Source organism: Streptomyces sp. G7(2002) (assembly GCF_028870195.1).
Taxonomy (GTDB): domain Bacteria; phylum Actinomycetota; class Actinomycetes; order Streptomycetales; family Streptomycetaceae; genus Streptomyces; species Streptomyces nigrescens.
The window spans coordinates 9,196,026-9,221,765 of record NZ_CP102609.1 but is presented as its reverse complement, the minus strand read 5'-3'; the positions used below and the strand labels follow the sequence as shown (position 1 = coordinate 9,221,765).

Annotated in this window: 21 protein-coding genes and 3 pseudogenes; 10 read left to right on the top strand and 14 right to left on the bottom strand. The window is 68.4% G+C overall.

The genetic code is table 11. The features are described 5' to 3' along the window. Positions 1-6 precede the first annotated feature (6 nt). The 7 genes and pseudogenes from NUT86_RS39785 to NUT86_RS39755 form a co-directional block, all read right to left on the bottom strand. Positions 7-1,083 carry an LmeA family phospholipid-binding protein gene (locus NUT86_RS39785; protein ID WP_274740235.1) on the bottom strand — a complete coding sequence of 359 codons (1,077 nt, stop codon included), beginning with the start codon at positions 1,081-1,083 and terminating at the stop codon, positions 7-9. 172 nt (positions 1,084-1,255) lie between these two features. Further along, the gene (locus NUT86_RS39780) at positions 1,256-2,110 is read right to left on the bottom strand and encodes an urease accessory protein UreD (RefSeq protein WP_274740233.1); all 855 of its coding nucleotides are present in this window, start codon (positions 2,108-2,110) and stop codon (positions 1,256-1,258) included. Then, positions 2,107-2,802 carry an urease accessory protein UreG gene (gene ureG, locus NUT86_RS39775; protein WP_159483568.1) on the bottom strand — a complete coding sequence of 232 codons (696 nt, stop codon included), beginning with the start codon at positions 2,800-2,802 and terminating at the stop codon, positions 2,107-2,109. The genes NUT86_RS39780 and ureG overlap by 4 nt, the downstream gene beginning before the upstream one ends. Positions 2,803-2,828: 26 nt before the next feature. Further along, complete coding sequence (locus NUT86_RS39770; protein WP_266447182.1) at positions 2,829-3,503, bottom strand: urease accessory protein UreF; 675 nt, start codon at positions 3,501-3,503, stop codon at positions 2,829-2,831. A gap of 113 nt (positions 3,504-3,616) precedes the next feature. Further along, positions 3,617-5,578 (bottom strand): urease subunit alpha, encoded by a 1,962-nt coding sequence (gene ureC / locus NUT86_RS39765; RefSeq protein ID WP_274740761.1) that lies wholly within the window; start codon positions 5,576-5,578, stop codon positions 3,617-3,619. A gap of 68 nt (positions 5,579-5,646) precedes the next feature. Continuing rightward, positions 5,647-5,952 (bottom strand): annotated as a pseudogene (locus NUT86_RS39760) (urease subunit beta); the annotation flags it as partial. Positions 5,953-6,162: 210 nt separating this feature from the next. After that, positions 6,163-6,456, bottom strand: a pseudogene (locus tag NUT86_RS39755) (urease subunit gamma); the annotation flags it as partial. Between the two features lie 423 nt (positions 6,457-6,879). Here NUT86_RS39755 and NUT86_RS39750 point away from each other — a divergent pair. The 6 genes from NUT86_RS39750 to NUT86_RS39725 all read left to right on the top strand — a co-directional run bounded on the left by NUT86_RS39750 (position 6,880) and on the right by NUT86_RS39725 (position 13,864). After that, entirely contained in the window at positions 6,880-7,611 is a 732-nt protein-coding gene (locus NUT86_RS39750; RefSeq protein WP_018093172.1) for an AfsA-related hotdog domain-containing protein, read from the top strand. Positions 7,612-7,737: 126 nt separating this feature from the next. Continuing rightward, positions 7,738-8,382, top strand: coding sequence for a methyltransferase family protein (locus tag NUT86_RS39745; RefSeq protein ID WP_018093173.1), 645 nt, complete (start codon positions 7,738-7,740; stop codon positions 8,380-8,382). A gap of 8 nt (positions 8,383-8,390) precedes the next feature. Then, a complete protein-coding gene (locus NUT86_RS39740; protein ID WP_274740232.1) occupies positions 8,391-11,117 on the top strand; it encodes a PEP/pyruvate-binding domain-containing protein in 2,727 nt (908 codons plus the stop codon). Next, positions 11,114-12,100, top strand: coding sequence for a hypothetical protein (locus NUT86_RS39735; protein WP_018093175.1), 987 nt, complete (start codon positions 11,114-11,116; stop codon positions 12,098-12,100). Before NUT86_RS39740 ends, NUT86_RS39735 begins: the two co-directional genes overlap by 4 nt. Positions 12,101-12,105: 5 nt before the next feature. Next, positions 12,106-13,218, top strand: a complete 1,113-nt coding sequence (locus NUT86_RS39730) for an MDR family NADP-dependent oxidoreductase (RefSeq protein ID WP_159483574.1) — start codon at positions 12,106-12,108, stop codon at positions 13,216-13,218. Between the two features lie 103 nt (positions 13,219-13,321). Then, entirely contained in the window at positions 13,322-13,864 is a 543-nt protein-coding gene (locus NUT86_RS39725) for an NUDIX domain-containing protein (protein ID WP_266447064.1), read from the top strand. A gap of 504 nt (positions 13,865-14,368) precedes the next feature. Here the strand turns inward: NUT86_RS39725 and NUT86_RS39720 are convergent. Continuing rightward, positions 14,369-15,091, bottom strand: coding sequence for a hypothetical protein (locus NUT86_RS39720; protein ID WP_148587854.1), 723 nt, complete (start codon positions 15,089-15,091; stop codon positions 14,369-14,371). 326 nt (positions 15,092-15,417) lie between these two features. Then, positions 15,418-16,458 (bottom strand): EamA family transporter, encoded by a 1,041-nt coding sequence (locus tag NUT86_RS39715; RefSeq protein ID WP_266447061.1) that lies wholly within the window; start codon positions 16,456-16,458, stop codon positions 15,418-15,420. A 175-nt stretch (positions 16,459-16,633) separates the two neighbouring features. On the opposite strand from NUT86_RS39715, the gene NUT86_RS39710 reads away from it, so the two are divergent. Beyond that, entirely contained in the window at positions 16,634-16,969 is a 336-nt protein-coding gene (locus NUT86_RS39710) for an ArsR/SmtB family transcription factor (RefSeq protein ID WP_266447058.1), read from the top strand. 12 nt (positions 16,970-16,981) lie between these two features. On the opposite strand, the gene NUT86_RS39705 is transcribed toward NUT86_RS39710, so the two are convergent. Further along, a complete protein-coding gene (locus tag NUT86_RS39705; protein ID WP_159483579.1) occupies positions 16,982-17,119 on the bottom strand; it encodes a transposase in 138 nt (45 codons plus the stop codon). Positions 17,120-17,367: 248 nt separating this feature from the next. On the opposite strand from NUT86_RS39705, the gene NUT86_RS39700 reads away from it, so the two are divergent. Next, a complete protein-coding gene (locus NUT86_RS39700; RefSeq protein ID WP_274740230.1) occupies positions 17,368-18,549 on the top strand; it encodes an acyl-CoA dehydrogenase in 1,182 nt (393 codons plus the stop codon). Between the two features lie 298 nt (positions 18,550-18,847). On the opposite strand, the gene NUT86_RS39695 is transcribed toward NUT86_RS39700, so the two are convergent. Then, positions 18,848-19,828 carry an AraC family transcriptional regulator gene (locus NUT86_RS39695; RefSeq protein WP_018093183.1) on the bottom strand — a complete coding sequence of 327 codons (981 nt, stop codon included), beginning with the start codon at positions 19,826-19,828 and terminating at the stop codon, positions 18,848-18,850. Positions 19,829-20,370: 542 nt separating this feature from the next. On the opposite strand from NUT86_RS39695, the gene NUT86_RS39690 reads away from it, so the two are divergent. Both NUT86_RS39690 and NUT86_RS39685 read left to right on the top strand, forming a co-directional pair. Continuing rightward, entirely contained in the window at positions 20,371-21,591 is a 1,221-nt protein-coding gene (locus NUT86_RS39690; protein WP_266447052.1) for a styrene monooxygenase/indole monooxygenase family protein, read from the top strand. Between the two features lie 79 nt (positions 21,592-21,670). Further along, the gene (locus NUT86_RS39685) at positions 21,671-23,395 is read left to right on the top strand and encodes a styrene monooxygenase/indole monooxygenase family protein (protein ID WP_266447049.1); all 1,725 of its coding nucleotides are present in this window, start codon (positions 21,671-21,673) and stop codon (positions 23,393-23,395) included. Positions 23,396-23,757: 362 nt separating this feature from the next. Here NUT86_RS39685 and NUT86_RS39680 read toward each other — a convergent pair. From NUT86_RS39680 to NUT86_RS39670, 3 genes and pseudogenes are all read right to left on the bottom strand, one after another. Beyond that, positions 23,758-24,016: pseudogene (locus NUT86_RS39680) on the bottom strand (DUF642 domain-containing protein); the annotation flags it as partial. 235 nt (positions 24,017-24,251) lie between these two features. Further along, entirely contained in the window at positions 24,252-24,932 is a 681-nt protein-coding gene (locus NUT86_RS39675; protein WP_274740229.1) for a DUF1266 domain-containing protein, read from the bottom strand. Positions 24,933-25,173: 241 nt separating this feature from the next. Continuing rightward, complete coding sequence (locus tag NUT86_RS39670; RefSeq protein WP_274740228.1) at positions 25,174-25,659, bottom strand: hypothetical protein; 486 nt, start codon at positions 25,657-25,659, stop codon at positions 25,174-25,176. Positions 25,660-25,740 lie beyond the last annotated feature (81 nt).

Sequence of the window (25,740 nt, the reverse complement as noted above, 5' to 3'; positions counted from 1 at the left end):
AACTCGCTAGCCCACCGGTACGTCCTTGCCGGTCAGCTGCGCCCGAATACCGTTCTTCGTCACGGAGATGTCGCGCAGCCGAATGTCGCCCGGCAGGTTGTCCGGCAGCTGAGCGGAGAACTCCATCTTCTGTGCGACCTTCGGCTCCCGGAGCTTTTGCAGGCCCTGGATGAGCGAGGGATCGATGCCGGTGGGCTTGAGCAGCGACGGATGGTCCACGAGGGTGTCCAGCACGTGGCCCTTCATCATCTGCTGCGGAAGGACGTGCTTCCCGGTCGTCTGTTGCAGCTCGCCCTTGTCCATCTTGTCGGCGACGGGTGCAGTCAGCTGCAAGCCACCGCCCTTTCCCGGTACGTACGTGAGCAGGCCGGGCACCACCACGCGCGTGTCCTGCACGGTCATGCGCAGGCCGCGGTCCCCGGTGCGCTGCAACTGCGCACGCCCCCGGATCTGGGCCTGCTTGTCGCCCACCGGCACGTCGCCGCCGGCCAGCACGGTGTTCTTCTCGGGGCCGGGCATCAAGTGGATCTGCGACGCGCCGACTTCGCGGTTCAGGTCCTTGAAGTCCAGCAGGACGTCACCGCGCACCCGGCTCAGCACCGCACCCTTCACCGAGGACGGCAGGCTGCCGACGATCCGGATGTCGTCCACCGTCCCCTTCACCTGAGCGACGGAGACCGGCCCGGCTTCGACATCGGGGACGTTGACCTCGACATGGTCGATGTTGCCCGCGAGCACCTCCCCGATCAACGGGAAGCTGTCGATGTGCACCTCGGGCTCGGCACGCAGCTTCAGCGCCTTCTGCACCTGCTGCGCCGCCAGGTTCTCCGCGTAGAGCACGGCCCACCGGTCCCCAAGCGCGAGAAACGCAAGAACGACGGCCAGCGCGACGACCACCTTCGCGGTCCTCCGCACGATCCGCCGCGGCTTGCGCTCGGTCCGCGGGTGCTCCTTCTCGTCGACGGTGCTCGTGTTGTCAGTGCCTGCGTTGGCTGCGGTTGTGTCTCCAGCCGGGTCGTCCTGGGCAGCACGGCTCGCCGGTACCCGCGCCTTGGAATCTGCGGAAGGTTCGTTGGAGGGCATCGCCACCATGCGACCACAGCCCAGGCACTGGAGCCAAGTTGTGCACAGTCTTCGAGATACCTACGCGGAGGGCGCCGAAGCCGGAGTCGGTGCCGTGCCCGAGACCAGGCCGCTCCCCCTCGCCGCCGGCGATGTGGTCCGCAGCCCACCGAGTGGCTGCGGACCGTCTGCACTACTCGCCGAGGGCGTGTCTGAGTGCTTCGTCGAGTAGCTCCCGCAGGGCCGAGGAGGTCGGTGCGATGGCGGTGGCGAGCAGGGCCGGGCCGCCGGCCAGCGGCGCGAGGACCGCACGGCCGTCCTTGGTCGCTTCGCGGAGCAGGGTGGGGGCACGTGTGACGTCCAGCTCTGGGTCCACGACGAGGAGTTGGCCGACGGCGCGGTGTCCGTCCAGGACCGCGGGGCCGTCCCAGCCGGGCGCTGGGTCTCCGTAGGCGGTGTGTTGGTCGAGCAGCGGGCGGCCGGCTTGGTGGACCCGGATGCGGCTGACGAGGTGGCCCGGTTTCTCGTTGGCTCTGCCCAGGATTTGCTCCTCGCGCAGCAGCAGTCGTGAGGTGGCGGCGAGGCTGACGGTGTAGGTCTGTTGCAGGTTGCTGTCGGCGGCGCTGATCAGCGGCTGTGGCAGCCAGCGCAGACGGGCGTGCTCCCCGGCGGTCAGCCGTACGTCGTAGGTGGCCGGCGCGGTGGTGGGACCGCGGAGGGCGAGTGTGGCGGCGGCCGTGGTGACGTCCAGTTCGGCCCGGTCTTCTGCGGTGATGTCGAGGGCGAGTCGGTCGCCGCCGAGCGGGGCGCTCATCGCGCCGATGATTCCCACCCTGGCGGCCTTCCCGCTGGTGCGCATGCGTCGTAGATGGAACGGGCCGTCGCTGCGCAGTTGCGGAAGCGTGGTGACGCGGCCGTTGTACGTGGCGCGGATGCGGGCGGTGGCACGCACGCCGTCCGGGTGGCCGCAGGTTTCCTCGGTGCCGGCGGCGGGACCGGCGGCATCGAACCGGGACCTGAGTTCGGAGAGTTGGGCGCCGGAGTTCATGCCGACGCCTTCGCGCGCCACCGGGTGAGGTGCCCGGTGACCCAGTCGGCGATCTCGCGGATGCCGTCGTCGGAGGTCAGGCTGGTGAAGACGACGGGACGGTCGCCACGTTGCCGTTTGGCGTCGGCGGCCATGGTCCCGAGGTCGGCACCGACGTGCGGAGCAAGGTCGGTCTTGTTGACGACGAGGAGGTCGGCGGTGGTGATGCCGGGGCCTCCCTTGCGAGGGATGTCGTCGCCGCTGGAGACGTCGATGACGAAGATCTGCGCATCGACGAGGCCCTTGGAGAAGGTGGCGGTGAGGTTGTCGCCACCGGACTCGATGAGCACGAGATCGAGGGGGTCAAGGGTCTCGTCGAAGTGCTCGACGGCCTCCAGGTTGGCGGAGATGTCGTCCCGGATCGCGGTGTGCGGGCAAGCTCCGGTCTCCACCGCGGTGATCCGCTCGGGCGGCAGCACGGCCTCGCGCAGCAGGAACTCGGCGTCCTCGCGGGTGTAGATGTCGTTGGTGACGACGGCGAGGGAGAGTTCGTCGCGCAGGGTGCGGCAGAGTGCGGCGACACTGGCGGTCTTGCCGGAACCGACGGGGCCGCCCAGGCCGACGCGGAAGGCGCGGAGGCTGCCGTCCGTGCGCTGCGGCTCGGCGCTGTAGGTGTGGCGGTGGGGCATGGTCACGGGGTGATCGAGGTGCATGGGAACTCCAGGAGGCAGGGGTGGGTTCAGGAGGCGAAGAGCCGCACGGTCCAGGCGGCGTGCTGCTCTCCCGTGATGTCCAGCAGCGGGGAGGACGCCGACGGCAGGGCGTCAAGGCCCTCGGTCGCCACGCGGGCCGCCGCGTCGGCGGCGGATGCGGCGACGGTGTCGATCTCCGCGCTGAGGCGTGCCAGCAGCCGCGAGGCGTCGAGCGGATCGAGGCTGAGCAGGCGCACCGCCGCGGTGGCCGGGCCGCCGGTGCTCTCGTAGGCTGCGGCACAGGCGGCGTCCTGCGGGGTGAGCCCGGCGGCCCGGGCGGCGAGACCCTGGACGATGGGCTGATGGGCACCCTGGGGTCGCTCGGCGGCCAGGCGGTCGAGTTCGGCGGACGGGAAGGTGGCGCGTGCCGCGCGCATCATCTGCCGGCCGAGCCTGCGGGCCACCGCGCGCAGTGCGGGGACGGGGGTGCGTGCGTCGGCGGCATCGTCCAGCAGCAGCGGATCGCATCCGGCGGCGGCCGCGGCAGCCAGGCCGGCCGTGGTCAGACCGGTGGTGTGCAGGCGCCCGCGGCAGAAGGCTTCGAGGCTGTCGATGTCGTGTACGGCTTTGTGGGCGACCGCGGCTTCGACGCCGCCGGAGTGGGCGTGCCCGCCGGCGGGGAAGCGGCCGTCGGCCAGCAGGAGCAGTGCGGCACGGCTCATGGGCGAGCGGCTGCCTTTCGCAGGGTCGGAAGGTGTGCCGTGGTCCTGGCGGGCACAGGTGCCTGCCAGGACCACGACCGCGGTGACGGCGTCGTCGGCCGGGCAAGGGCCGGTCAGAAGAGGAAGTACCTCTGGGCCATGGGAACTTCACTGACATAGGTGCGCGGTACGGTCACTCCGTTGAGTTCCGTGCGGGCGTCCCCTGTGGTCGCACCGCCGATGGTGACCTCGAAGCTGTTGTGGTCGACCTTGAGACTCTCCGGCACCGTGTCGTTCAGCTTCATATCGGCCTTGGTGACATCCCGGATACTCGTCGAGATGTCCACGAACTTCTTGGCGAGGCCGAGCCCACCGATCTTCATCTCGGTGACGTTCCCGCTGCTGTCCTGGACGGTGACGACTCGCGAGTTCAACGCGTCGGCCACGCCCGGTGCCACGAAGTTGTACGAATTGCTCAGGGAGGATCGGCCGGTGGAGCCCCAGACCGCCCGCGGCAGGAAGGGCTGCGGTGTCGTGATCGACGCGTTGGCGTCGCCCACCTGCGCATACGCGAGCTGCCCGCCCTTGAGGACCATGTGCATCTTGACGCCGAAGAACTTCGGCTCCCAGAGCACCAGGTCGGCGAGCTTCCCGGTCTCCACGGAACCGACGTGACCGTCGATGCCGTGCGTGATGGCCGGGTTGATCGTGTACTTGGCGACATAGCGGCGCGCCCGGTAGTTGTCGTTCGGGGTCAGCCTGTCCGCGTTGTGCGAGTGGTCGGTGTCGTCAGCGATCGGGCGGACCTTCGCGCTCTCGAGGTCCTCCTTCAGTGGGCCGTAGCGGGATTTCATGACGTGCGCGGTCTGCCAGGTGCGCATGATCATCTCGCCGATGCGTCCCATCGCCTGGGCGTCGGAGGACATCATCGAAATGGCGCCCATGTCGTGGAGGAGGTCCTCAGCGGCCATGGTGGACGGCCGGATGCGGGAGTCGGCGAAGGCCATGTCCGCTGGAATATCCGGGTTGAGGTGGTGGCAGACCACCATCATGTCGACATGCTCCTTGACGGTGTTCACCGTCAGGGGGCGGGTCGGGTTGGTCGAAGCGGGCAGCACGTTCTCCTCTTTGACCAGCTCGATCATGTCCGGGGCGTGGCCACCGCCGGCGCCCTCGACGTGGAAGATGTGGACCGGGCGCTTCTTACCGTCCTTTGTGAAGGCGTCGCGGGTGCTGTCCAGGAAACCGGATTCGTTCAGCGAGTCGGCGTGCAGGGCAAGTTGGACCTGACGGCTCTCGCAGACGTCCAGTGCCGCGTTGATCACGGCGGGCGTGGCTCCCCAGTCCTCGTGGACCTTGAAGCCGATGACTCCTGCGTCGACCTGTTCGTTGAGGGCGTCGGTGTTCACCGTGCTGCCCTTGCCGAGCAGGCCGATGTTGACCGGGTACGCGTCCAGGCTCTCGAAGACCCGGGTGATGTGCCATTCGCCCGGGGTCACCGTGGTGGCCGTGCTGCCCTCAGCGGGGCCGGTGCCGCCGCCGATGAGCGTGGTCACCCCCGAAGCCAGGGCCTCGTGGATCTGTTCCGGGCAGATGAAGTGCACGTGGGTGTCCACGCCGCCCGCGGTGAGGATCCGCCCGTTGCCGGAAATGACCTCGGTGCTCGGACCCACCACGAAGTTCGTCGGCTGCACCGGCAGCTTGTCGCTCGGGGATGTACGGTCCGGCATCTCGAACTCGTCGTCCGGGATCGGGTCCATCGTCTCGGGGTTGTACGCCTTGCCGATGGCGGCGATCTCACCGCCGCGGATACCCACGTCTGCCTTGACGACCCCCCACCAGTCGAGGATCAGCGCACCTGTGATGACCGTGTCCACGGGCTTGCGGCCTTCGGCATCCCCGTCTCTGGGGATGTGGGACATTCCCATCGACTCGCGGATCACCTTGCCGCCGCCGAAGATCATCTCGTTGCCGCTGTGCTTCGGACCGCCGCTCCAGTCGGCCTCGACCTCGACGGTCAGAGCGGTGTCGGCCAGGCGGACGCGGTCCTTGGTGGTGGGCCCGTACAGAGTGGCGTACTCGGCCCGCTTCAGCAGGTTGCTCGACGCCGGGTTCCCCGGTGAGCTCGCCGACCTGCTGTTCGACGGGGTGGTCCGGTTGTTGCTCACTGGTACGTCTCCTCGCGCAGTCCCTTGACCTGTCGGTCTCCCCGGATCTCCACCAACTCGACGCAGCACTCGTCACCCGGCTCGAAGCGCACGGACGTACCCGCGGCAATGTTCAGCCGCCGCATCCGCGCCGCCTCGCAGTTTTTGAGCTCCTCGGGCGGCTCCAGCTCCGGACCGGAAGGGACCTCGACCTTGAGGACCTTCAGCCCCGGGTTGACCTCGGCGAAGTGATAGTGGGAACCGACCTGGATGGGTCGGTCCGACATGTTCTTCACCCTGATCCTCGTCCTGCCCTCACCCGGCAGCGTGGTGGCGTCTTCCTGCAGGTCTGCGTTGAACTCGATCGCCTTGTACCAAGACACCGCCTCCGCCTCTCGGCACTTGTCGCAGCACGGGGACGAGTCGTCGCCGCTGCCGCCGTCGCAGTCGACCGGGCAGCCCGGCTTGCGGGGCGGCCGGGGGTGCTCGACCTTGCCCGGGTAGACCTCGGGTTCCTCCGCGGCTTCCGGGAAGGGATCGTGGATGGTGACCAGCTTGGTGCCGTCCGGGAACGTGGCCTCCACCTGAACGTTCTTGATCATCTCTGGAACGCCGTCCATCACCTCGCCCCGGCTCAACAACTGCCGGCCCGAGTCCATGATGTCGCTGACCGTCTTGCCGGCACGCGCCTGCTCAAAGACGTGCACGGTCAACAGGGCCATCACCTCGGGGTAATTGAGGAGCAGGCCACTGCCACGGCGCCGCTGCGCCACGTCAGCCGCCACATGGATCAGCAGGCGCTCCTGCTCGTGCGGAGTCAAATGCACGATGAGCCGTTTCTCTTGAGCGGACAGTGCATGCGGCCGGGCATGCCGAAGGACACAGACACAGAAGACGTCTTCGGACGGCCCAGTCGCGCTTCGATCATCAGCGGGAGAAGTCATCGAGAAGTCCACGTCACGGATCGTGTACACGATCAGGTGATTCGAGTCGGAGAGTGCGCAGTCCCTGCCCCGCCCTACAGCAAGGATTGGGCAATCAAAGTCACCCGCCGCCGACGTGACCTGGACAGCGGGAAAATCCAGATCGAGCACGTCTGTGACGTCACCGGCCTCGACGCGTTCTCTGCGATCGATGCCCAGCTCGCCACGCCTCATGTAAATCGCAACCCTAACGTCCAGCGGACGACAAGGTGGGCAGGAAGAATCGGACGTTAAGTGTCTCCTGGGTTCAATGAAGGAAGTGGAGTCATGCCCGAAAAGGTCGTGTTCGTCGTCGGCGACAATTTGGCCACCAGGTCGAACTCGGTCGACCTGGTTTCCTTGTCCGAGTTTACGGCGTCCCTCAAGGGGGAACTGATTTCCGAGCCTTTCCCGGTCATCATCCCGGGACAGGGCATCGAGGATTACGAAAGGGAAATCGTCCGTAGCGAGCTGCGCCAGCATGGCTTACCGGAGTCGATACTCAAGGACATTCCCCTACCGGAACTTCTCTACCATTCCGAGGTGCACAAGCGTAAGCCGGAGAACGTCCTCATCGCCGGGTTGCGGAAAGTCGAGGACGACCTCTTCAAGGCGACTCTGCGCATTTCGGACCGGCAGGAGATGGTCCTCGACCACACCACTGGTTCCCATGTGACCGCGATGGTGATAACCGAGGCGGTGCGGCAGATCTCGCTCGCCGTTGGGGAGCGGTATCTGCTGACCCCGTCCGGGAGGGCTCGCCGGTTCATCCTCAATTCTCTCCAGACGACGTTCCACAAGTTCCTGCTCCCGCTGCCGGCCCAGCTGGAGTACTCCGTGCAGGAGGTCAGCCAGAAGGGGCCGAACCGGCTGCGGTTCCGGGGCCGCTGCGACCTGGTGCAGGCGGGCGTCGTCGCCGCGTCGGGCTCCATGGACATGGTGGTGATGGAGGAAGAGCGGGCCGACCGGATCGAGGCGGAGCGCATCCGCGAGACGACACGCGCCCTGGCCGAACTCTAGGAGGAGGGCGCGGCGCGCATGGTCCTCAGCCGGCCGGCCGCGTCCTGATCACGGGTTGTCAGCGACGGGCGACACCAGCTCGGCGCGGGCCCCTCGTTGCCTGCGGGCTGTTTTGTGGAGGTGCTTATGGTGTGGGTTCTGCGCAAGTTTCCGCTGTTCGTGCTCGCCGTCTGCGTGGCGGCGACCGCAACGGCGCTGGTCCGTGGGGCGCTCGACTTCTCCGACCCGTGGCAGCGGGTGGCAACGCTGCTCGCCGGGCTCCACCTGCTGTGGCTGCTGCTGGAGACCTGGACGACCGTCCGCAGTTCGACGTCGACCGAGACGGCCACCGACCGCGGCACGATCTACGTGTACGCCGCCGCACGCGCGGCCACCGTCGCCGCGGCCTGTCTGCCATCGGCCGACCAGCAGACGTATCACCCGTGGATGCTTGCGGTCCCAGTGGTCTTCGCGGCGGCGGTCGGCGTGCGGCTGTCAGCGATCCGCACTCTCGGGCGTTTCTACTCGCACCGGGTGCGTGTGCTCAGCGACCACCAGATCGTCCGGACCGGACCGTACCGGTGGATTCGACATCCGGCGTACTTCGGCATGGCGCTGGCTCATATCGCCTTCGTGGTCTTCTTCCTCAACACCTACAGCGCGGCGGCCTTGATGATTCTGCTGCCGACGCTCGTCGTGCGCATTCTCGTGGAGGAGAGAACACTGCTCACCCTTCCCGGCTACTCCGAATATGCGGCGACCCACCGCCGCGTCATTCCCTGGATATGGTGAAATGCTCTATGAATATACTCCTTTCGCTGCGCATATCGAAGCCTTCACCGAGTGCCGGTCGGCGGCCGGTGCTGCGCGGACGCGCACTGCTGAATGAGGCGGAGGTCGGGCCGAAATTCGCCCGGCAGGCGCGGATGGCGGCGGCCGGTCTGCCGGTGCCCCGGTTCTTCTGCCTGTCGGCCGCCGTGTTCACCCAGGTGTTGAGCCCCGTGCGCGCCGACGTGGACGCCGTGCTCGTCGACGTCGACGCCGGGGATTCCGAGGCCCTGGAGAAAAAGGCTTCGATCCTGCGGGAGATGGTGCTGAGGGCACCGGTGCCGGCGGCGGCCGAACGGCAGCTATATGAGGCGTTCGACCAGGAGTTCGGGCCCGGCGCGGTGGTCTCGGTGCGCTCGTCGGTCGTCGGGTCCGGTGCCCAGGCCGGCGAGGACTCGGCGCACGACGCGTTCGCCGGAATCAGCGACAGCTTCCTCTACGTGACGCGGGACCAACTGCTGGACAAGGTACGCCAGTGCTGGGCCTCCGCATTCGGCCCGCAGGCGCTGCTGTACCGCGCCGCCCGCGGGGGCACGCAGCACGGGTTCGAGGTTGCCGTCGGCGTCCAGCGCATGGAGTTCGGCCGCCGCTCCTTCGTCCTGTTCACCTGCGATCCGCTGACCGGTGCCCGCGACCGGGTTCTCGCCGCCGGTCTCGGCATCGGTGAGGGCGTGGTCCAGGAGAAGGTGCCGGTCGACCACTACTTCATCAGCCGGCGCGACGACGCTGTGCGGTCGGTGCTCGCGCACAAGACGCAGCTGATGGAGGAGAACCCCGAGCGGCTCGCCGATGGACCGCGGACGGCACCGGTGCCTGAAGAACTGTGCGACACGGCCGTACTGACGGAGGAGCAGATCCGGAAGGTAGTGGCGACCGGGGACCGGATCGAGAGACTCTTCGGCTGCCCGCAGGACATCGAGGGGACCTTCACCGCCGACGGAACCCTGCATATCCTGCAGGCCCGGCCGGTGGTGCTGGAGCTCGACCGCCAGCGCTTGTGGAGCAACGCCAACATCACCGAGAGCTACCCGGACGTCACCACCGCGCTGACCTACTCCTTCGCCCAGCGCTTCTACCGCGAGGACTTTCACGACTTCTACCGCAGGCTCGGCGTCCGCCGCACGGTGCTCGACCGGCACGAGGGCGAATTACGAGGAATGATCGGGCTGTTGCGCGGCAGGGTCTACTACTCGCTGAGCGTCTGGTACACCCTGCACGGACTCAGCAGGACCTTCCCGCTGTGGCGCGGCAGCTTCGAACGGATGATGGGGATGTCGCCGTCGGTCACCCACGTCCGGCCCACCCCGCCCCTCACCTGTCCCGGCCAACTGCCCGCCACCTCGGCGGCCTTGGTGCGGCTGGCCGTGAGCCTGCTGACGCATGGCGCGGCGGCCCGGAACTTCGAGGCGTGGTGGCAGCGGACCCTCGCCGAGCACCGGACCGCGGCCACGACGGCCGATCCGCTGCAACTGGTCCAGCTGATGCGGTCGTTGTGGCGGGAAGCCGGCAGCCGCTGGGGCATCACGTTGGTCAACGACATCCTGCTCCAGATGCACGAGACGCTGGCCATGCGGCTGTTCGAGCGGTGGCTGCCGCAGGCCGACCCCGGGCTCCACAGCGACCTGCTGTGCGGCGGGGAGGAGAACCGCAGCGTCGTCATCCTGATGTCGGTCATCGACATCGCCGAACGGGTTCGCGGCATACCGGCGGTGCTCGACGCGCTCGCCGTCAAGACCGCCGAGGAGGTGTGGGAGGAGGTCGACGACGGCGCCTACGGAGCCGATCTCGCCGACCGGCTGCGGACGCATGTGGAACTCCACGGCGACCGGGGCCTGCAAGAACTGAAGCTGGAGGTGCTGCTACCGCGCGACCAACCGTCCCAGCTCCTGCGCACGGCCGCGGAGTACGCCCGGGGCGACCTCACGCGGCAACTGCTGCGCACCCGCGAGGCCGAAGCCCGGCGGGCCGGCGAACACCGACTGGCCGGCCTGCTCACCGGACACCCGCTGCGCCGCCGGGTGCTGCGCGCGGTGGTGGCCGCGCAGCGCCGGCACATCAACATCCGGGAGAACACCCGCTACAACCGCAGCGAGTTGTTCGGCTTCGCCCGCCACGTGTACCACCGGCTCGGCGCTGACCTGGCCGCGCGCGGTCTGCTGGAATCGGCGCAGGACGTGGTTCACCTGACCGAGGAGGAGATCCTCGGCACCTACGACGGTACCGCGGTCACCGACGACCTGCGTGGCCTGGCGGCCCTGCGCCGGGCCGAGTACCACGCCCGGGGCGCCGAACTGCCGATGGACTTCGTGACCATGGGACCCGTCCGTGACGGGCTACCGGACCCGAACCGGGGCACGGCCGCCGAGGGCACTCTGCACGGCCTGGGCTCCAGCGGGGGCGTCGTGCGAGGCACCGCCCGGGTGGTTGTCGACCCGCATCAGCTCGGCGAACCCACGGACGACATGATCCTGGTGGCCAGGGAGACCGACCCCGGCTGGCTGTTCCTGATGCTGTCCGCCCGCGGCATCGTCGTCGAGCGCGGCACCCTGCTGTCGCACACCGCCATCTCCGGACGCAAGTTCGGCATCCCCACCATCGTGGCGCTCCAGCACGCGACAACCCGCATCCCGGACGGCACCCGCGTCGAGATGGACGGCGCGGCCGGCACGGTGACGATCCTTGAGGAGGACGAGGCATGACACCCTCTTCCGTGACCGGCCCCGCGTCCCGCCCTCGCCCGGCGGACGAACCCCGCTCCGTGGCACGCAGCGCCCTCCGTCTGCGCGCCTTCTTCGCCGAACGGGCCCCCACCCGGATCTACTTGACCTATGCGGTGCTGTGGGTCCTGGCCCTCCAGGGCACACTGGCGGTGCTCGCGCCGGAGTCGGACTGGAGACTCGGGGGTTCCCTCCTCACCGAGATCGCCACCGTCTATCTGGCGCTGCTGTTCATCCGGGTCGTCGACGAGCAGAAGGACCTGGAGTACGACCGGCAGTACAACCCGGACCGGCCGCTGCCGCGCGGCGCGATCGACGTGGTGGAACTGCGGGCCGCCATGGTACTGATCGTCGTCGCGGAACTGGCGCTCACCGGCTGGCGCTCACCGCTGCTGGCCGGATGGCTGCTGCTGGACCTCGGGTACATCTGCTTCCTGGTCCAGCTGGAGCGTTGGTCGGCGAGGGTACGGGACCGGATCTTCGTCAACCTGCTGGTGAGCTATCCGGTGCAGGCGTTGCTCAGCGTGCACATCTGGCTGTCCTTCCGGCAGGCGACTGGCACCGGTCCGGTGCCGGACGCGGTGTTCGGCGCCTTGCTGTGTGCCTGCGTCTTCCTGCACTACGAGTTCGCCCGCAAGACCGGTGCCCGCGTGGTGCCCGGTGCGTCGCTCTATTCGAACGTCGTCGGCCTGCGCGGCTCGGTGGCGCTGACCTCGGGCTTCGCGCTGGGCGCCGTGGGGCTGGCGCTCGCCCTGGTGCGTCCCTGGGAACTGCACGGCGCGGTGGCGCTGGCGGGCTGGCTTCCGCTGTCCGCGCTGGGCTTCGTCTGGGGCGGAGGCGAACGGTTCGCCTCCCTGCGCACGCCGACCTGGCCGCCCGGTCCGGCCATGGGCTTCCTGGCTTGGTGCTACCTCGGCGTGTTCATCACCGCACTGGTGGTGGCCCGGCCGGGGTTCGGGGGATGACGCCGATGGCGCGGCGCACACCCGGAGCGGATGCCGCGGGCCGCCCGGGTCCCGAGGGCCGCCCGGGCAGCAGCGGGTTCGGGGCGGCAGAGGGCGGCACGGGCTCCCTCGCGCCGCCCGCCGTCCACCGTGAGGTCCGGCTGGCCGCCCACCCGGGCCGGGAGCTGCGGCCGGAGCATTTCGAGACGGTGGAGGTCCCACTGCGCCGACCGTCCGCCGGCCAGGTGCTGGTGCGGAATCTGGTGCTGCGGATCGGTGCTGCCACCCGCACCCTGATGGCGGATGCCGAGGTGCTGCCGATGCCCTCCTGCCGGCCGGGCCGGGCCCTGCGCGGCGCCGCTCTCGGCGAGGTGGTCGAGGCACCGGGGACCGGACTGCGCCCCGGCGAGCTGGTCCGGCACGACTTCGGCTGGCAGCAATACGCGCTGCTGCCCGCCGACGCCGTACGACGGGTCGACTCGGCCCGATGGCCCGATCCCGCGGCATGCCTCTCCCAGGGGTTCGTCGGCTGGCTGGCGGTGACCCGGGGCGGCAGCGTGCGCTCCGGCGACACGGTCCTGGTCACCGGGGCGGCCGGCGGGGTCGGGTGTGTCGCGGGCCAGTTCGCCCGGCTGCATGGTGCCGGGCGGCTGATCGGAACGGTCGGATCCCGCTGGAAGGCCGACTATCTGGAGCGCGAGCTGGGCTTCGACGCCGTGCTGGTGCGAGGCGAAGGCTCGATCGGGGAGCAGCTGCGCGCGGCGGCGCCGGACGGCATCGACGTGCTGGTCGACACGGTGGGCGGCGAGCAGTTCGAGGCCGCCCTGGCGGCGGCCCGCCGCAGGGCCAGGTTCATGGTGGTGGGTGCCCTCGGCGACCAGGCCGCCGGCGGAACCCGGGCCGAGGCGACCGTCGACAACCTGTGGCTCGTCTCCCGAGGGATCACCCTCAGCGGGCTGTCGGCCGTCGACCACCACGCGTCGGTCGACTGCTGGGAGGCGGAGTTCAGCGGCGCGCTGCGTAACGGTACGGTCCGTTTCCCGCACGTACGGCTGACCGGTCTCGACCGGGCCCCCGGCGCGCTGATCGACCTGATGGCGGGCCGTCACCTCGGCACGGTGCTGGTGGAACCCACCTGATCCGGCGTGCCCCGCCGTGCGTCCGGGGAAGTTTCGGTGAGGCGACGACGATGACCTGATGTCGCGGTTGCCCAAGGGATCCCAACGGGATGGGGAGTTGAACATGGAAGAGATCGTCGCCCTCTACGCCCAGGACGAGGTGCCCGGCCGGGTCGTCGGCACCGCGCGCAGGAGCCGGGTGAGGGCCGAGAACCTGCCGCACGCGGCGGTGAAGATCCTCGTGCGCGACGCCGACGGGCGTATCTACGTGCACCGACGCACCAGGACCAAGGACCTCTATCCCGGCCTCCACGATGTCTGGGTCGGCGGGGTGATCGCCGCCGGCGAGGAGCCGCTCTCCGCTGCCGAGCGCGAACTCGCCGAGGAACTGGGGCTACGGGGCTGCGCGTTACGCCCCACAATGCGCCACTGGTACACCGACGCATACACCAACTACCTGACGTACGCCTACGAAACGCTCTACACCCCGGGCCGGCACGGGCCGATCATCCACCAGCCGACAGAGGTCGCCGACGGCTGGTGGCTGCCCTGGCGCGAACTGAACGCCCAACTGTCCGACCCCCTCTGGCAGTTCGTACCGGACGGGCGAGAACACCTGATTCGCTACGCCGCGCAGCACCCCGAATCGGGAGGTCACCACCCCTGACCCGAGGCGTTCCACGGCACCCGGCGAAATGCCGTGTCACGTAGGTCCGGCAGGCGTTCACTCCGCAGGGGGGCGAACCGGGTCAGCAGTTCGCGCGGGATGACGACGAACGTCTCCGAATTGCGCGTTTGTGCGCAACCGCCTGCGGTCGGCTCTACGGGTGGCGGGTGGTCGGGATCCAGGTGCCCTTACGACGGCCGCTGAGTGCCTCGATCAGTTCGACCGGTTCTCGTGCTGCTACAGCACTGCGGGCACCCGCCAGGACGGCTCAAGCGGCATCGGCCGTCTCCTGCCGGGGGCCGTGCTCGTCGCCCGCTCCACGGCACCAGCCCCAGGTCAGTGACCTGGGGCTGGTGTGTTCTCGGCCGAGGAGGTGGCCGGGGGTGGTGAGGGCTCCTGCTCACCGGTGCGGGGCTCGCGATCTGCACCGGGTGGCAGGCCCCTCGTCCCGAGTGGGGGCCGTTTACCGAATGTCGGTGGCCGCCGGATTACGCGCCAACTCGGTTAGCTGGGGCTTGTGTTGCCGCAGCGGTTGGTGCGCTCTTCGTCGGTCATGGGGCGGGACTGGATCCTGATGATCTTGTAGGTGATGTCCCCCTCGACATCGGTGAAGTCGTGGGGACCATGGAAGTTGTGCTCGTTCACGGGAGCGAAGGGGTTCGACTGGTCGACGCCGTTGAGGTGCCAGTTGCCCTTTGCCTTCCGGGTGACCGACACCTCGTCGACCCAACCGATCTCGCCGGGCTTCAGAGTGCCCGTCGTATCGCTGCTCTCCGTGCTCTGCTTGAACCAGGTGTGCTCGATCTTCGGCAGCACCGAGACGGGGTTCGCGCCGACCGACATACCGACGACCGTCGTTTCGCCGGTGGTCTCCGCCTCGCCCTGCTTGAAGTCCGCGTTCTCGGTGGTGCAGTTGTCGCGATAGTCCCCCACCTTCGTCGGCGTGCCCTCGGTCGGCTCACTGACCCATGCGGTGGGGGTGAAGGTGCAGTCCTGGCCACAGTCGGCGAGGAACTCCGCGACCTTCTCGGGGGTGCTCCAGATGCCTTCGCCCTGGGAAACGGGCACGTCCGGCGGGTCGGTCACCCAACCGCCGCCGCCACCGTCCGCCTGCGCCGGGGTGATGGACAGGCACAGCGTCGCCGCGAGGGCCATCGATCCCACCGCGACCGCCTTTGCCCGCCGGCCTCTGCCGGACGGGAGAACATTGCGTACTCGTATGTTCATTTTTTGCGTCCCTACTTTCCACCTGAAGCGCGATTACGTCCTGCGGTTCCGTTCACGACTCCAGGTGCTGCCGTCCCGGGAAAGCGACACCCGGGGTGAGTGAGGTGTGCGTCAGCTCCGAACCGGCCAGGAACGGAGCCCCGCCGGCCAGGCGGCCCTAAGGGACTGCCACTGCGACCGGCACACCACCGATATTCGGCCACATGGCTCATGTTCGGCTCATAAACCGCTCACAGGCGTCGCCCGCGCGGCCGTCACCGAAGAGTTGCTCGGTTTCGCGGGCTCGGTCGCGTGCTTGCCGCTCGGCGGCCGCCCGAATCCCGGGATCAACCACCATGGTTATCCGGCTCGCCCGGTGTGCGGCGAGGGCCTGCTGCCAGCCGGCTGATGGCTCCTGGCTGGGGTACTCGGGCGCGGCCGCAGCCGCCATCGGCGGATCGGTGGGAGGTGAGAGAGCCGCTCGTTGCCCGGACACGTGAAATCCTGCGCTTTCCGGGCCCCAGGTAGGTGGCGGCGATGGAGGCGCAGGCGACTGCGGCGATGCCGAGCCACTGGTACCGGTCGAGGCGCTGGCCGAGGACGAGCAGGCCGAACAGGGCGCCCGCGGCCGGCTCCAGGCTCGTCAGTACGCCGAAGACGCGCGGCGGAATCCGGCGCAGGGCTTCCAGGTTGAGCGAGTACGGCAGCACGCTGGATACCACTGCCACGACGGCCGCCACCCACAGGACGTGCGGGTCAAGCAGGCCGGAGCCGGCGCGCGCGATGCCATAGGGGGCACTGAGCAGCGCCGCCCAGGCGATGGCCACGGCCAGGCCCTGGCCGCCGCTGAGGCGGGTGGCCATGCGGGCGGAGACCAGAATGTACCCGGCCCAGCAGCAGGCCGCCCCTGCGGCCAGGGCGAGGCCGACCGCGGGCAGAGAGGTACTGCCCCCGCCGCTGAGCAGGAGCACGCCTCCTGCGGCCAGGCAACCGGGGAGCAGGTCGAGCGCGCGGCGGGAGCCGGCGAGGGCGATGGCGAAGGGGCCGAGGAATTCGATCGTGGCGACGATCCCGAGCGGGATGTGGTCGACGGCTTCGAAGAAGGCGATGTGGTGTCCGGCGAGCAGGGTTCCGGCGGCGAGCACGGTCTTCCAGGCTCCCTTGGCCGATTTGAGTGCTTGGCGCCTCGGGCGCCACAGCACGCAGAGGATCAGGCCGGCGATGAGAAGTCGCAGGAACACCACGCCCGCGGCTCCTGCCTGGGGATAGGCGCTGGGGGCGAGGGCTGCTCCGAACTGGATCCCGCTCACTCCGGCCAGCACGAGACAGGGCGCGGGCACCTTGCCCGCGACGGCGGAGAATCCTTGGTCCACACTTCTTTGCTGCATTTCTCCGTCCGCGGTTCTGGGCCCGGGCATGGGGGCGCCCGGTCCGTGGTTCTTGTAGGCGGCCGGCGACGTCAACTGCCTGCCGGGAAATGTTCAACCGGAAGCGAACAATAGCAATGTACGATGGGTATCGAACATCTCGCAAGAGTGCGAGGGCCGTGGAGGAGGCAGAGGGATGTCGAAACAGGCTGAAGCCACAGGGCGCCGACCGGCCCCCGTGCACACCCACCCCGACGACGTCCCCGTGCTCACCGCCCTGTCCGCGCTCGCGGACCCTGTGCGCATGCATCTGATCCGCACTCTGGCGGAGCACCCCGACTGGACGCTCAGCTGCAGCAACTTCGACGTATCCGTCGGCAGAGCCGCCAAGAGCCACCACTTCTCCGTCCTGCGCGACGCCGGCCTCGTCGAACAGCGCGACCAGGGCACCAAACGGCTCAACCGCCTGCGCCGCGAAGAGTTCGACGCCCACTTCCCCGGCCTCCTCGACCTGGTCCTCCGTGCCGACTAGGCAGTTCACTTGTCATCGGGCGGACCAGAGGGAAATGCCCGCGATGTGGAGTCCGGCCAGGTAGATGGTCGCGGTCTTCTCGTAGCGGGTCGCCAGGCCATGCCATTGCTTGAGGCGGTCGATACACCGCTCGACAGTGTTGCGCTGCATCCGAGGTAAGCCACTGGGCCTTCCAAGACCGTGGACTCCATCGCTTGCGCATCACCCACTCCGTCGCCGGTCCGGCATCCCGCCGGATCGCCACCAAAGCCGGCTTCCTCGGCTTCCTCCTGGAAGGCGCAGATCGCGCCGTAACACCCCGTCTCAGCAGGGGAATTCCTTGGGCAGGCCCAGTAACAGCGGCGGTTCCTCCCCTATGGTGACGCTGACTCAATACTGACAGCGAGGAGCAACTATCCATGGCGGTCTCGATCGGATTGCATGTCAGCCCGGAATTTCCCGTGATGCTTGAGCGGATTGACGCACTCGGCGAGGCCCTTGACGCGGACGCGGACGCGGCCGAGGAACTCGGCAGACTCACCGAGGGCATCGCGCGGGCGTTGCTGGGTGCTGGGGTCGTGAGGGCCGCACTGCCGCAGAGCCTTGGCGGCTACGAGTTCTCCCCACGCCAATTGATAGAGACAGTCGAGCGGGTCAGTTACCACGATTCCGCGGCCGGTTGGACGATGATGGCGCTGCAGTTGATGACCGGCACCACTGCGGCCTATCTCGACGCCGTCGCGGCGGCCGACTTGTTCCCGGATGTCGCGGGTGGGGACCACGCGTTGTTGGCCGGTCACGGCACCCGGCCCGGCCGGGCCGTCCCGGTGGAGAATGGCTATCTGGTGAGCGGCAGTTGGCAGTTCGCCTCCGGAATGGCGCACGCCACCCATATCCACAGTGCGATCCAGGTCGAGGGCACCGGGGAGCTGCGGGTGCTGGCGATGCCGAAGTCGCAGGTGGAACTCGTCGACAACTGGGATGTGCTCGGGCTGCGTGCGACGCACAGCATTGATTACCACTGCGCCGATGAGTTTGTCCCGGCGACGCACACGTATCTCGCCACGACGACGAACCCGGCCAACGGCGGCGCGATCTACCGCGTCGGATTGGTCAACATGTCCGCAATCGGACACACCGGTTGGGCGTTCGGTGTGGGGCGGCGCCTGCTCGATGAACTGAAGTCGGTCGCCGCGGCCAAATCCGGCACTCGTAACGCCGCCGTCGACACCGCGCAGTTCCACGCGGAGTACGCGACCGCGGAAGCCAAGCTTCGTTCGGCACGGGCGTGGGCGATGGAGGTATGGCGAGGTATCGAAGACACCCTGGATGCGGGCGAGTTGCCGAGTACCGAGCAGGACACTCTGCTCAGGCTGGCGCTCAACCACGCGACGTGGACCGTGCAGGACGTGGGTCAGACGGTGCACCGATGGGCGGGGACGGCGGCGATCCGGCGCGGGCCGATCGACCGGTTTCTGCGTGATCTCGGCACTGGTACCCAGCACATCACCTCAAGCCCCACGGTCCTGCAGAACTGCGGGAAATGGCTCAGCGGCGCGCAACCCCAAGCGCACTGGGAATTTCTCGACTTGACGTCATGACCACGAGGCCGGCGAGTTCGCACCGGCACGAAAGGGCAGCCGGGCGAATACCGGCTCCCCTTCGTGCCGGATTTCGCCGGCTCCCCGATTTCATGGTGCCTGCTTGCGACGCCACCGCTTGGCAGCGGCGTCAAACCTGGTCCTCCGCCGCCCCCCGGCCCCAGCCTGGCGCCCCTGCCTGGTCGAGGCCGAGCGGCACTGTCAGGACCGAGGACGGACACAACGGCCTGCATCGTCCTGTCCGCCGCCCGCCGCCCGCTGATCGACAGGGCGGTCCGGTCGAAAGACCGGATTTCTCCTATGCCCGCAACGTCTCCGAAGGCGACTCCCCGAACTGTTGGCGGTACGCGAGTGAGAAACGACCCGGGTGCAGGAAGCCCCAGCGGGAGGCGACGGCGGTGACGGTCGCGGCACCTGGGTCGGAGGCCAGGAGTTCCTTGCGTACGCGGTCCAGGCGGACCTCGCGCAGGTACGCGAGCGGTGTCGTGTCGAGGTGCCGGCGGAAGCCTTCCTGAAGGGCCCGTACGCCGACGCCGACGCATTCCGCGATCTCCGCGACCGTGAGCGGCTCGGCGGCGTGTCCCTCGATGACCTCCATGGCGTGGCGGACCGCCGGCGGTGCGACGCGCGGCTGCTCGCCGAGCAGCGCCGACGTGTAGTTGTTGGGCTGAGCCATCAACAGCTGGGTCATGAGGAGTGACTCAAGCTGCTTTGTCACGACGGGCTGGCTTGTCATGCCACCAGGCCCCTCCGCCTCCCGGCGCATGAGGTCGACGATGTTGAGCCAGGACCGGGAGCCCGGAGTGGTGAGGTTCATGCCGAGCGAGAAGAGGAGCGGGCGGCGCACGGTGCGGCCGAGCAAACTGCCCAGGTGCGATTCCAGCGACGATCGGTCGAACCACACGATCAGCTGCGGATTGCCGTCACCCCAGCGCATGTCCAACTTTCCGGTCGGAGAGGGGACAGAAGCGAGTTCCGGGGAGGAAATAATCTCCTCGCGGCCGCAGGTGATTTCGGCGTAACCGGCGAGCGGGATCTGGACAAGGTAAAAGCTCTCCAGATCGCCCGGTGTGATCCGGACTTCCGTTCCGTAATCGAGGTAATAGAGACCCGTCCGATCGAAAGGTGCGCCGTGCAGCCTGGCATCGAGCGTCGCCGAACGCCGCATGATGCGCAGGTCATGCGGACAGAAGGCGCGGCCGACCTCGGCCCGCGCCTCCCAAATGTCCGTTGTATGGAACCGCTGGTGATTTGCGAGGGGGGACTCTTCAGCGGGCATATAAACCTCCACCGCCGAGATGCGCGATCGGGACAGCAATCCGCGTGATCCGGATAGCGAGGGTGATCTTGCCATACCAAGATTGCCCCCTGACCACCGCGGACCCGAGAGAATCCTGGGAATCAACAATGCAGGGACTGCCGGGCCGGACTGCGCTCGTCAGAGGCGGAGTCACGCCCAGCGGACAGCCCGTCGCATACGCGCTGCGCTTATTACGCGCGACCGGCGCGGCGAGGGCCGCCAAGGCCGTACCCCCGCACGTCGCGGCACCCTTGCCTCTGCTGCCCCGGCCCGCCGATTCGGCCGGGCCCCTCTAGCCGGCCGGGTCACCCGGGGCCCCTCCCCCGGTCCTACGGGTGACCCGGCCTCCCGCGGCTGCCCGCCGGCCCCCCTCCGGCAGGCAGCCGCCTTCCACACAACCGCCACCCACTCATTCACGCCGCCACGTGCCGAAACGCTGCACAGCGCACGGCACGGCACTGCACGGCACTGCACGACACCGCTCAAAAAACCGCACACCCCAACCCCCGGAGATCCCCCTCATGCGCAAGATCACCATCGTCGGAGCCGGCCAGGCGGGCCTCCAGCTCGGTATCGGTCTGCTCAGCCACGGTTTCGACGTCACCCTCGTGTCCAACCGGACCGGAGACCAGATCCGCGAGGGCCGGGTCATGTCCAGCCAGGCCATGTTCGGCACCGCGCTGGCCCACGAGCGCAACCTCGGCCTCGATTTCTGGGGCGACGCCTGCCCGCCGATCGCCGGGCTCGGCGTGAACATCGCCGACGGCCAGGGCGGCCGGGCGCTCTCCTTCGACGCCCGTCTTGAGGCCACCGCCCGCTCCATCGACCAGCGCGTCAAGATGCCACTCTGGATGGGCGAGTTCGCGCGCCGCGGCGGCCGTCTGGACCTCTGCGAGGCAGGCATCGAGGACCTGGAGCGCTACGCCGCCGAGTCCGACCTGGTCATCGTCGCGGCCGGCAAGGGCGAGATCGCCGGGCTGTTCGAGCGGGACGCCATGCGTTCGCCGTACGACGCTCCGCAGCGCGCGCTGGCTCTGGCGTACGTCACCGGCATGGCAGCGCTCCCCGACCGCCCCGGCGTCAGCTTCAACGTCATCCCCGGTGTGGGTGAGTACTTCACCATGCCCAGCCTCACCACCAGCGGCCCCTGCGACATCATGTTCTTCGAGGGCATCCCGGGTGGCCCGCTCGACTGCTTCGACGGGCTCACCCCCCACCAGCAGCTGGCGAAGTTCCAGGAGCTGCTGCGGACGTACGTTCCGTGGGAGGCCGAGCGCTGCACCGATGTCACGCTCACCGACCAGAACGGCACCCTCGCGGGCCGCTTCGCGCCGACCGTCCGCAAGCCCGTCGCCACGCTGCCCTCCGGTGCGCAGGTGCTGGGCCTCGCCGACGTCGTCGTCCTCAACGACCCGATCACCGGCCAGGGGTCCAACAACGCCTCGAAGTGCGCGGCCTCCTACCTCGCCACCATCCTGGACCACGGCGAGCGCCCGTACGACGCGGCGTTCATGGAGCTGGCCTTCGGCCGCTTCTGGGACAACGCGCAGTCCGCCACGGCCTGGACCAACGCGATGCTCGGCGCCCCGCCGCAGCACGTCCTGGAGATCTTCGGCGCGGCGAGCGCCAACCCCCGTATCGCCGCCCGCTTCGTCAACGGCTTCGACGACCCGCGCGACCTCTTCCACTGGTTCATGGACCCGGTCGCCGCGAAGAACTACCTGACGGAGACCGGCGCCTGAGGGACCCCGTCAGGAGCTGGACAGAGCAAACTGACGCTACGTCAGCGATACAAACGTAAGCAGATCGGGACAGCAGGACATGAGAAGGATCGCGGTGGTTGGAGCCGGGCAGGCGGGTGCACAACTCGCCCTGGGACTCCAGGCACACGGTTATGACGTCACCTTGGTCACCGACCGCGGCCCCGACGAGATACGTCGCGGCCCGGTCATGTCCAGCCAGTGCATGTTCGACACCGCGCTGCAGAGCGAGCGCGAACTCGGCCTGCACCACTGGGAGGACCAGACCCCGGACATCTCCGGCATCGCGTTCTCTCTCATCGGTCCGCACGGTACTCCGAACGTCTCCTGGCGCGCGCCGCTGGAGGGCCCTGCCCACTCCGTCGACCAGCGGGTCAAGTGTGCTGCCTGGATCGAGCAGTTCGCGGACGGCGACCGCGGCGAGATCGTGCTGCATGAGGCGGGCGTCAACGACCTCGAATGGTACGCCCGTACGCACGATCTCGTCGTGGTCTCCACGGGCAAGGGCGAGCTGAGCCAACTCTTCCCGCGAAACTCCGAACTCTCCCCGTACGACCGGCCGCGCCGTGCGCTGGCCCTGACGTACGTCACGGGAATGGCGCCGCGGGAGGGAGAGGACGCCGTCCACTACCGCCTCGTACCCGGCGTCGGCGAATACTTCTCCTTCCCGGCCCTCACCACCACCGGACCCTGCGACATCATGGTCTTCGAAGGCGTCCCCGGTGGCCCGATGGACTGCTGGGACGACATCCGCACACCTGAAGGCCACCTCACCCGCTCACTGGAAATCCTCCACCGGTTCTTCCCCGACGAATACGAGCGCTACCGGCACGCCCGGCTCACCGACAACAACGGCGTGTTGCGCGGCAGGCTCACTCCGACCGTCCGGCACCCCGTCGCCCGCCTGGCCTCCGGCCGGCACGTCCTCGGCATGGCCGACGCCGTCGTCCTCAACGATCCGATCACCGGCCAGGGTTCGAACAACGCGGCCCAGGCCGCGACCCACTACCTCGACAGCATCCTCCGCCACGGCACCGCCGAATTCACCCCGCAGTGGATGCAGCGCACCTTTGACAACTTCTGGCGTGGCTGGGCTCAATGGGCCGTCGGCTGGACCAACTCCCTCCTGACCGACCTGAGTCCCCACCACCACGACCTGCTGACAGCGTCGGCCGAAATCCCCTCCGTCGCCGGCGCCCTCGCCGCCGGATTCGACGACCCGCGCACCCTCTACCGCTGGTGGTTCGAAGAGGCCGAGGCACACCGCTTCCTGGCCGAGAAGCGCGCCCAGCACGCCGCCCGCTTCGACGGCCGCGAACTGCGCCGCGCGCTGGGCCAGTACGCCACCGGCGTGAGCGTGGTGACGGCCCGCGCCCCCGACGGCCGCAACGTCGGCATGACCGCGAACTCCTTCACCTCCGTCTCGTTGGACCCGCCCCTCGTCCTGTGGTGCCCCGGCAAAAACAGCCCGAGCCTCCCGGACTTCACCGACGCCTCGCACTTCGCCGTCCACGTACTGGCCGCCGACCAGCACCACCTCTCCCGCCAGTTCGCCACCCCGGCCGACGACAAATTCCGCGGTACCCCCACCACTCCCGGCATCGCCGGCACCCCCCTCCTGGACGGCGCGGTCGCCCGCTTCCAATGCCGCACCGTCCAGCGCCTCGACGCAGGCGACCACATCATCTTCCTCGGCGAGGTCGAACAGTACGAGGCCGACGGCGGTACCCCTCTGGTGTTCCACTCGGGGTACTACCACGTGGCGACGAAGCATCCAGATCTGTGAACGAGCAAGCGGATCCGGGGATGTACGACGACCTGTGGCCCATGGAGGGGCTGCCCGGGCGTGCCCGGCTACGCCGTCCGCCCTGTTGCATCGACGGTGATGAAATGCTTCCGCCTCATGCAGCTGGGGTTCTCGAACAAGGAACCATATAGCCGACCGGCTGCTCCGGGCTCAGGCCACCATCCGGGCCGGCCATCGCCGCTGAACTCGGCCGCAGCCCGTCGACCTTCGGCAACTGTCAGCCTTTCGGCCTGATCGGCGGCTGGCCCGCGGACGAGTCGTGGCTTCGGTCCCCCGGAGCAGGAAGCGCAGGCAGAGCAGGAGCAGCAGGACCCGACCCTCACGTTGTCGATCAGCGGACCCTAGGCGCCGCTGGCAGTGGTGCTGGCGAACGACAAGGTCGTGGAGGCACCGGTGGCCACGAACGTCACCTGACGTCCCACGTCCCACACCCATCCGGGCGAATGTCTTGCCAGTAGTGTCGAACGAGAAGTCCTGGAAGTTCTGTCCGTCAATGAGCACCTGACCTGTCTTCACGCCCTGATTGCCCGCCGGGTTGCCGGCCAGGGCGTAGGAGACCGTGTACGTCCTGCCCGCTGTGGTCCTGAAAGTCGGCGACACCCAGGTGGTAAGGGGTTCGGGCGTACTGGTGGAGCACACGAAGTCTGTAGCGCGGGCCTCGCCAGGGACAGATCGCGAAGACGGCGCCCGAGGGTATCGGCCCTGGTGAGTTCGCCGTCGCACGCCGCGCTTGCGCATCAGCGCGCCGAGAGAAATCAGCCAGGGCCGGCCGCGAGCACGTCACCGGCTGCGAGTGGCGGCTGACTGATCAGAGTCCATTCCGCTCGTACACGGGTCATGCCCAGGGGATGGTCCGCCAGGGGCTCTCGGCGTGGGTGGCCAGCACTTGATGGGCGTGGAGCATTTGCGTGTACCAGTGCCCGAACTGCTCGTCGTCGAAGTGCAGGCAGCGCCCGAGGATGTAGCCGGCCGCGAATTCCTCCCAGGAGTTGTAGGTCATCTTGCTCAGACGTGAGACGTGCACTACCGCCTGTTCAGCCTCCGGGATATCCGTGAAGCGGGCGCCGACTCCCCAGCGGGCCATACAGGAAGCCCGTCCGTAGTCCCACGCCAGCGCGGACCGCACGCGACTGTTGGCGGCAAGGATTCCGTCCGCGCGAAAACGGCCTTCGTAACGCGTAATGCGGCCGATCAGTTGCTTCACTCCGGCAACTTCGGCTTCGGAGACCATACCGCCCCTTTCGGTGGCGCTGTGGAGCAACACTCTTTCAGCCGTCTCCCTCCACAGTCCCGGATCGACCTGCCCACCGAACTGCTGGGACAGGGAGCTGCGAATCTCCAGTACGAACTCCCAAGGGCCCCTGACACCCTTGCCTTTGAGGAGGCCGTCCAGTGCACCTTGCCAGCTGCTTTGGTCGGTTACTCCCCACCACTGTTCCAGGCTTTTGCGCTCCAGGAAGTAGCCGTTGCCGTGAGTACCCATGGCGTTCCACAAGGCTCCGTTGGAGACGTTCATCAGCGCCCCGCACCCAAGCCCGTGGGCGACGGGCCCCTGGAGCGGGGCACCCACCCACAGGGTTCGCAGAGTGCCACGCTGCACGTCCGACCCCTTCCCCCGGTCCGCATGCGCCTTCCACAACCCCGGATTGGGCGGGAAGTACGCCTCACACGGAGTGCCCGGGTTGACCGCCAGCCACCGCTCGTCGTTGCCCCACGACTCGGCAAAGACACCCAGGGAAATAAGGCCGAAAACCGGATCAGGCGCCGGGGCCGGCAGGGTTGGCCAGCAGTGCCTCATCGATCATCTTGCTGGAGCGGATGACGACGGACTCCGCCGGTTCCTGCGGCCAGACGGCAATGAGGTAGTCCTCGACCGGCTCGTCGCTGACACCGTCCGAGTTGATCGAACGTCCCGATGCGTGGACGCGCATTCGGTACCAGCCCGGCCCTTGGGGGTTGAGCAAGGGAAGGTCATCGGGCGTGATGTCGTAACCGGAGTTGATGCGCAGCTCACCTTCGACCGACCGCACGCTGACCTCTACGATCTCTTCCCAGCCGGTCGCCTCAATGGGCGGTGCGGCATCGAAGCGCTGGGCCGATACACGCACTTGACCGGTGTTGATGCCGGTGAGGATCCACGCTCCGTGGGCCATCGGAGCGGCGAGGCCGTTCGACCACCGCACCGTTTCCATGGGCGCTGGGGCGTCGTCCGAGACGCCGAAGACGCCTTCGTTGACGAACATGACAGACGATGTGGTCACGGAGGTTTCCTGTGTCTCGCTGTTCGGTGTGGGGCCGGGGTCGAGGACAAGAAGCTGTCCGTA

Bases quoted from the DNA above. Each gene is read 5' to 3' on its own strand.
- NUT86_RS39785 (WP_274740235.1), bottom strand. From the start codon at position 1,083: ATGCCCTCCAACGAACCTTCCGCAGATTCCAAGGCGCGGGTACCGGCG.
- NUT86_RS39780 (WP_274740233.1), bottom strand. From the start codon at position 2,110: ATGAACTCCGGCGCCCAACTCTCCGAACTCAGGTCCCGGTTCGATGCC.
- ureG (WP_159483568.1), bottom strand. From the start codon at position 2,802: ATGCACCTCGATCACCCCGTGACCATGCCCCACCGCCACACCTACAGC.
- NUT86_RS39770 (WP_266447182.1), bottom strand. From the start codon at position 3,503: ATGAGCCGTGCCGCACTGCTCCTGCTGGCCGACGGCCGCTTCCCCGCC.
- NUT86_RS39750 (WP_018093172.1), top strand. From the start codon at position 6,880: ATGCCCGAAAAGGTCGTGTTCGTCGTCGGCGACAATTTGGCCACCAGG.
- NUT86_RS39745 (WP_018093173.1), top strand. From the start codon at position 7,738: ATGGTGTGGGTTCTGCGCAAGTTTCCGCTGTTCGTGCTCGCCGTCTGC.
- NUT86_RS39740 (WP_274740232.1), top strand. From the start codon at position 8,391: ATGAATATACTCCTTTCGCTGCGCATATCGAAGCCTTCACCGAGTGCC.
- NUT86_RS39735 (WP_018093175.1), top strand. From the start codon at position 11,114: ATGACACCCTCTTCCGTGACCGGCCCCGCGTCCCGCCCTCGCCCGGCG.
- NUT86_RS39730 (WP_159483574.1), top strand. From the start codon at position 12,106: ATGGCGCGGCGCACACCCGGAGCGGATGCCGCGGGCCGCCCGGGTCCC.
- NUT86_RS39725 (WP_266447064.1), top strand. From the start codon at position 13,322: ATGGAAGAGATCGTCGCCCTCTACGCCCAGGACGAGGTGCCCGGCCGG.
- NUT86_RS39720 (WP_148587854.1), bottom strand. From the start codon at position 15,091: ATGAACATACGAGTACGCAATGTTCTCCCGTCCGGCAGAGGCCGGCGG.
- NUT86_RS39715 (WP_266447061.1), bottom strand. From the start codon at position 16,458: ATGCAGCAAAGAAGTGTGGACCAAGGATTCTCCGCCGTCGCGGGCAAG.
- NUT86_RS39710 (WP_266447058.1), top strand. From the start codon at position 16,634: ATGTCGAAACAGGCTGAAGCCACAGGGCGCCGACCGGCCCCCGTGCAC.
- NUT86_RS39705 (WP_159483579.1), bottom strand. From the start codon at position 17,119: ATGCAGCGCAACACTGTCGAGCGGTGTATCGACCGCCTCAAGCAATGG.
- NUT86_RS39700 (WP_274740230.1), top strand. From the start codon at position 17,368: ATGGCGGTCTCGATCGGATTGCATGTCAGCCCGGAATTTCCCGTGATG.
- NUT86_RS39695 (WP_018093183.1), bottom strand. From the start codon at position 19,828: ATGCCCGCTGAAGAGTCCCCCCTCGCAAATCACCAGCGGTTCCATACA.
- NUT86_RS39690 (WP_266447052.1), top strand. From the start codon at position 20,371: ATGCGCAAGATCACCATCGTCGGAGCCGGCCAGGCGGGCCTCCAGCTC.
- NUT86_RS39685 (WP_266447049.1), top strand. From the start codon at position 21,671: ATGAGAAGGATCGCGGTGGTTGGAGCCGGGCAGGCGGGTGCACAACTC.
- NUT86_RS39675 (WP_274740229.1), bottom strand. From the start codon at position 24,932: ATGAACGTCTCCAACGGAGCCTTGTGGAACGCCATGGGTACTCACGGC.
- NUT86_RS39670 (WP_274740228.1), bottom strand. From the start codon at position 25,659: ATGTTCGTCAACGAAGGCGTCTTCGGCGTCTCGGACGACGCCCCAGCG.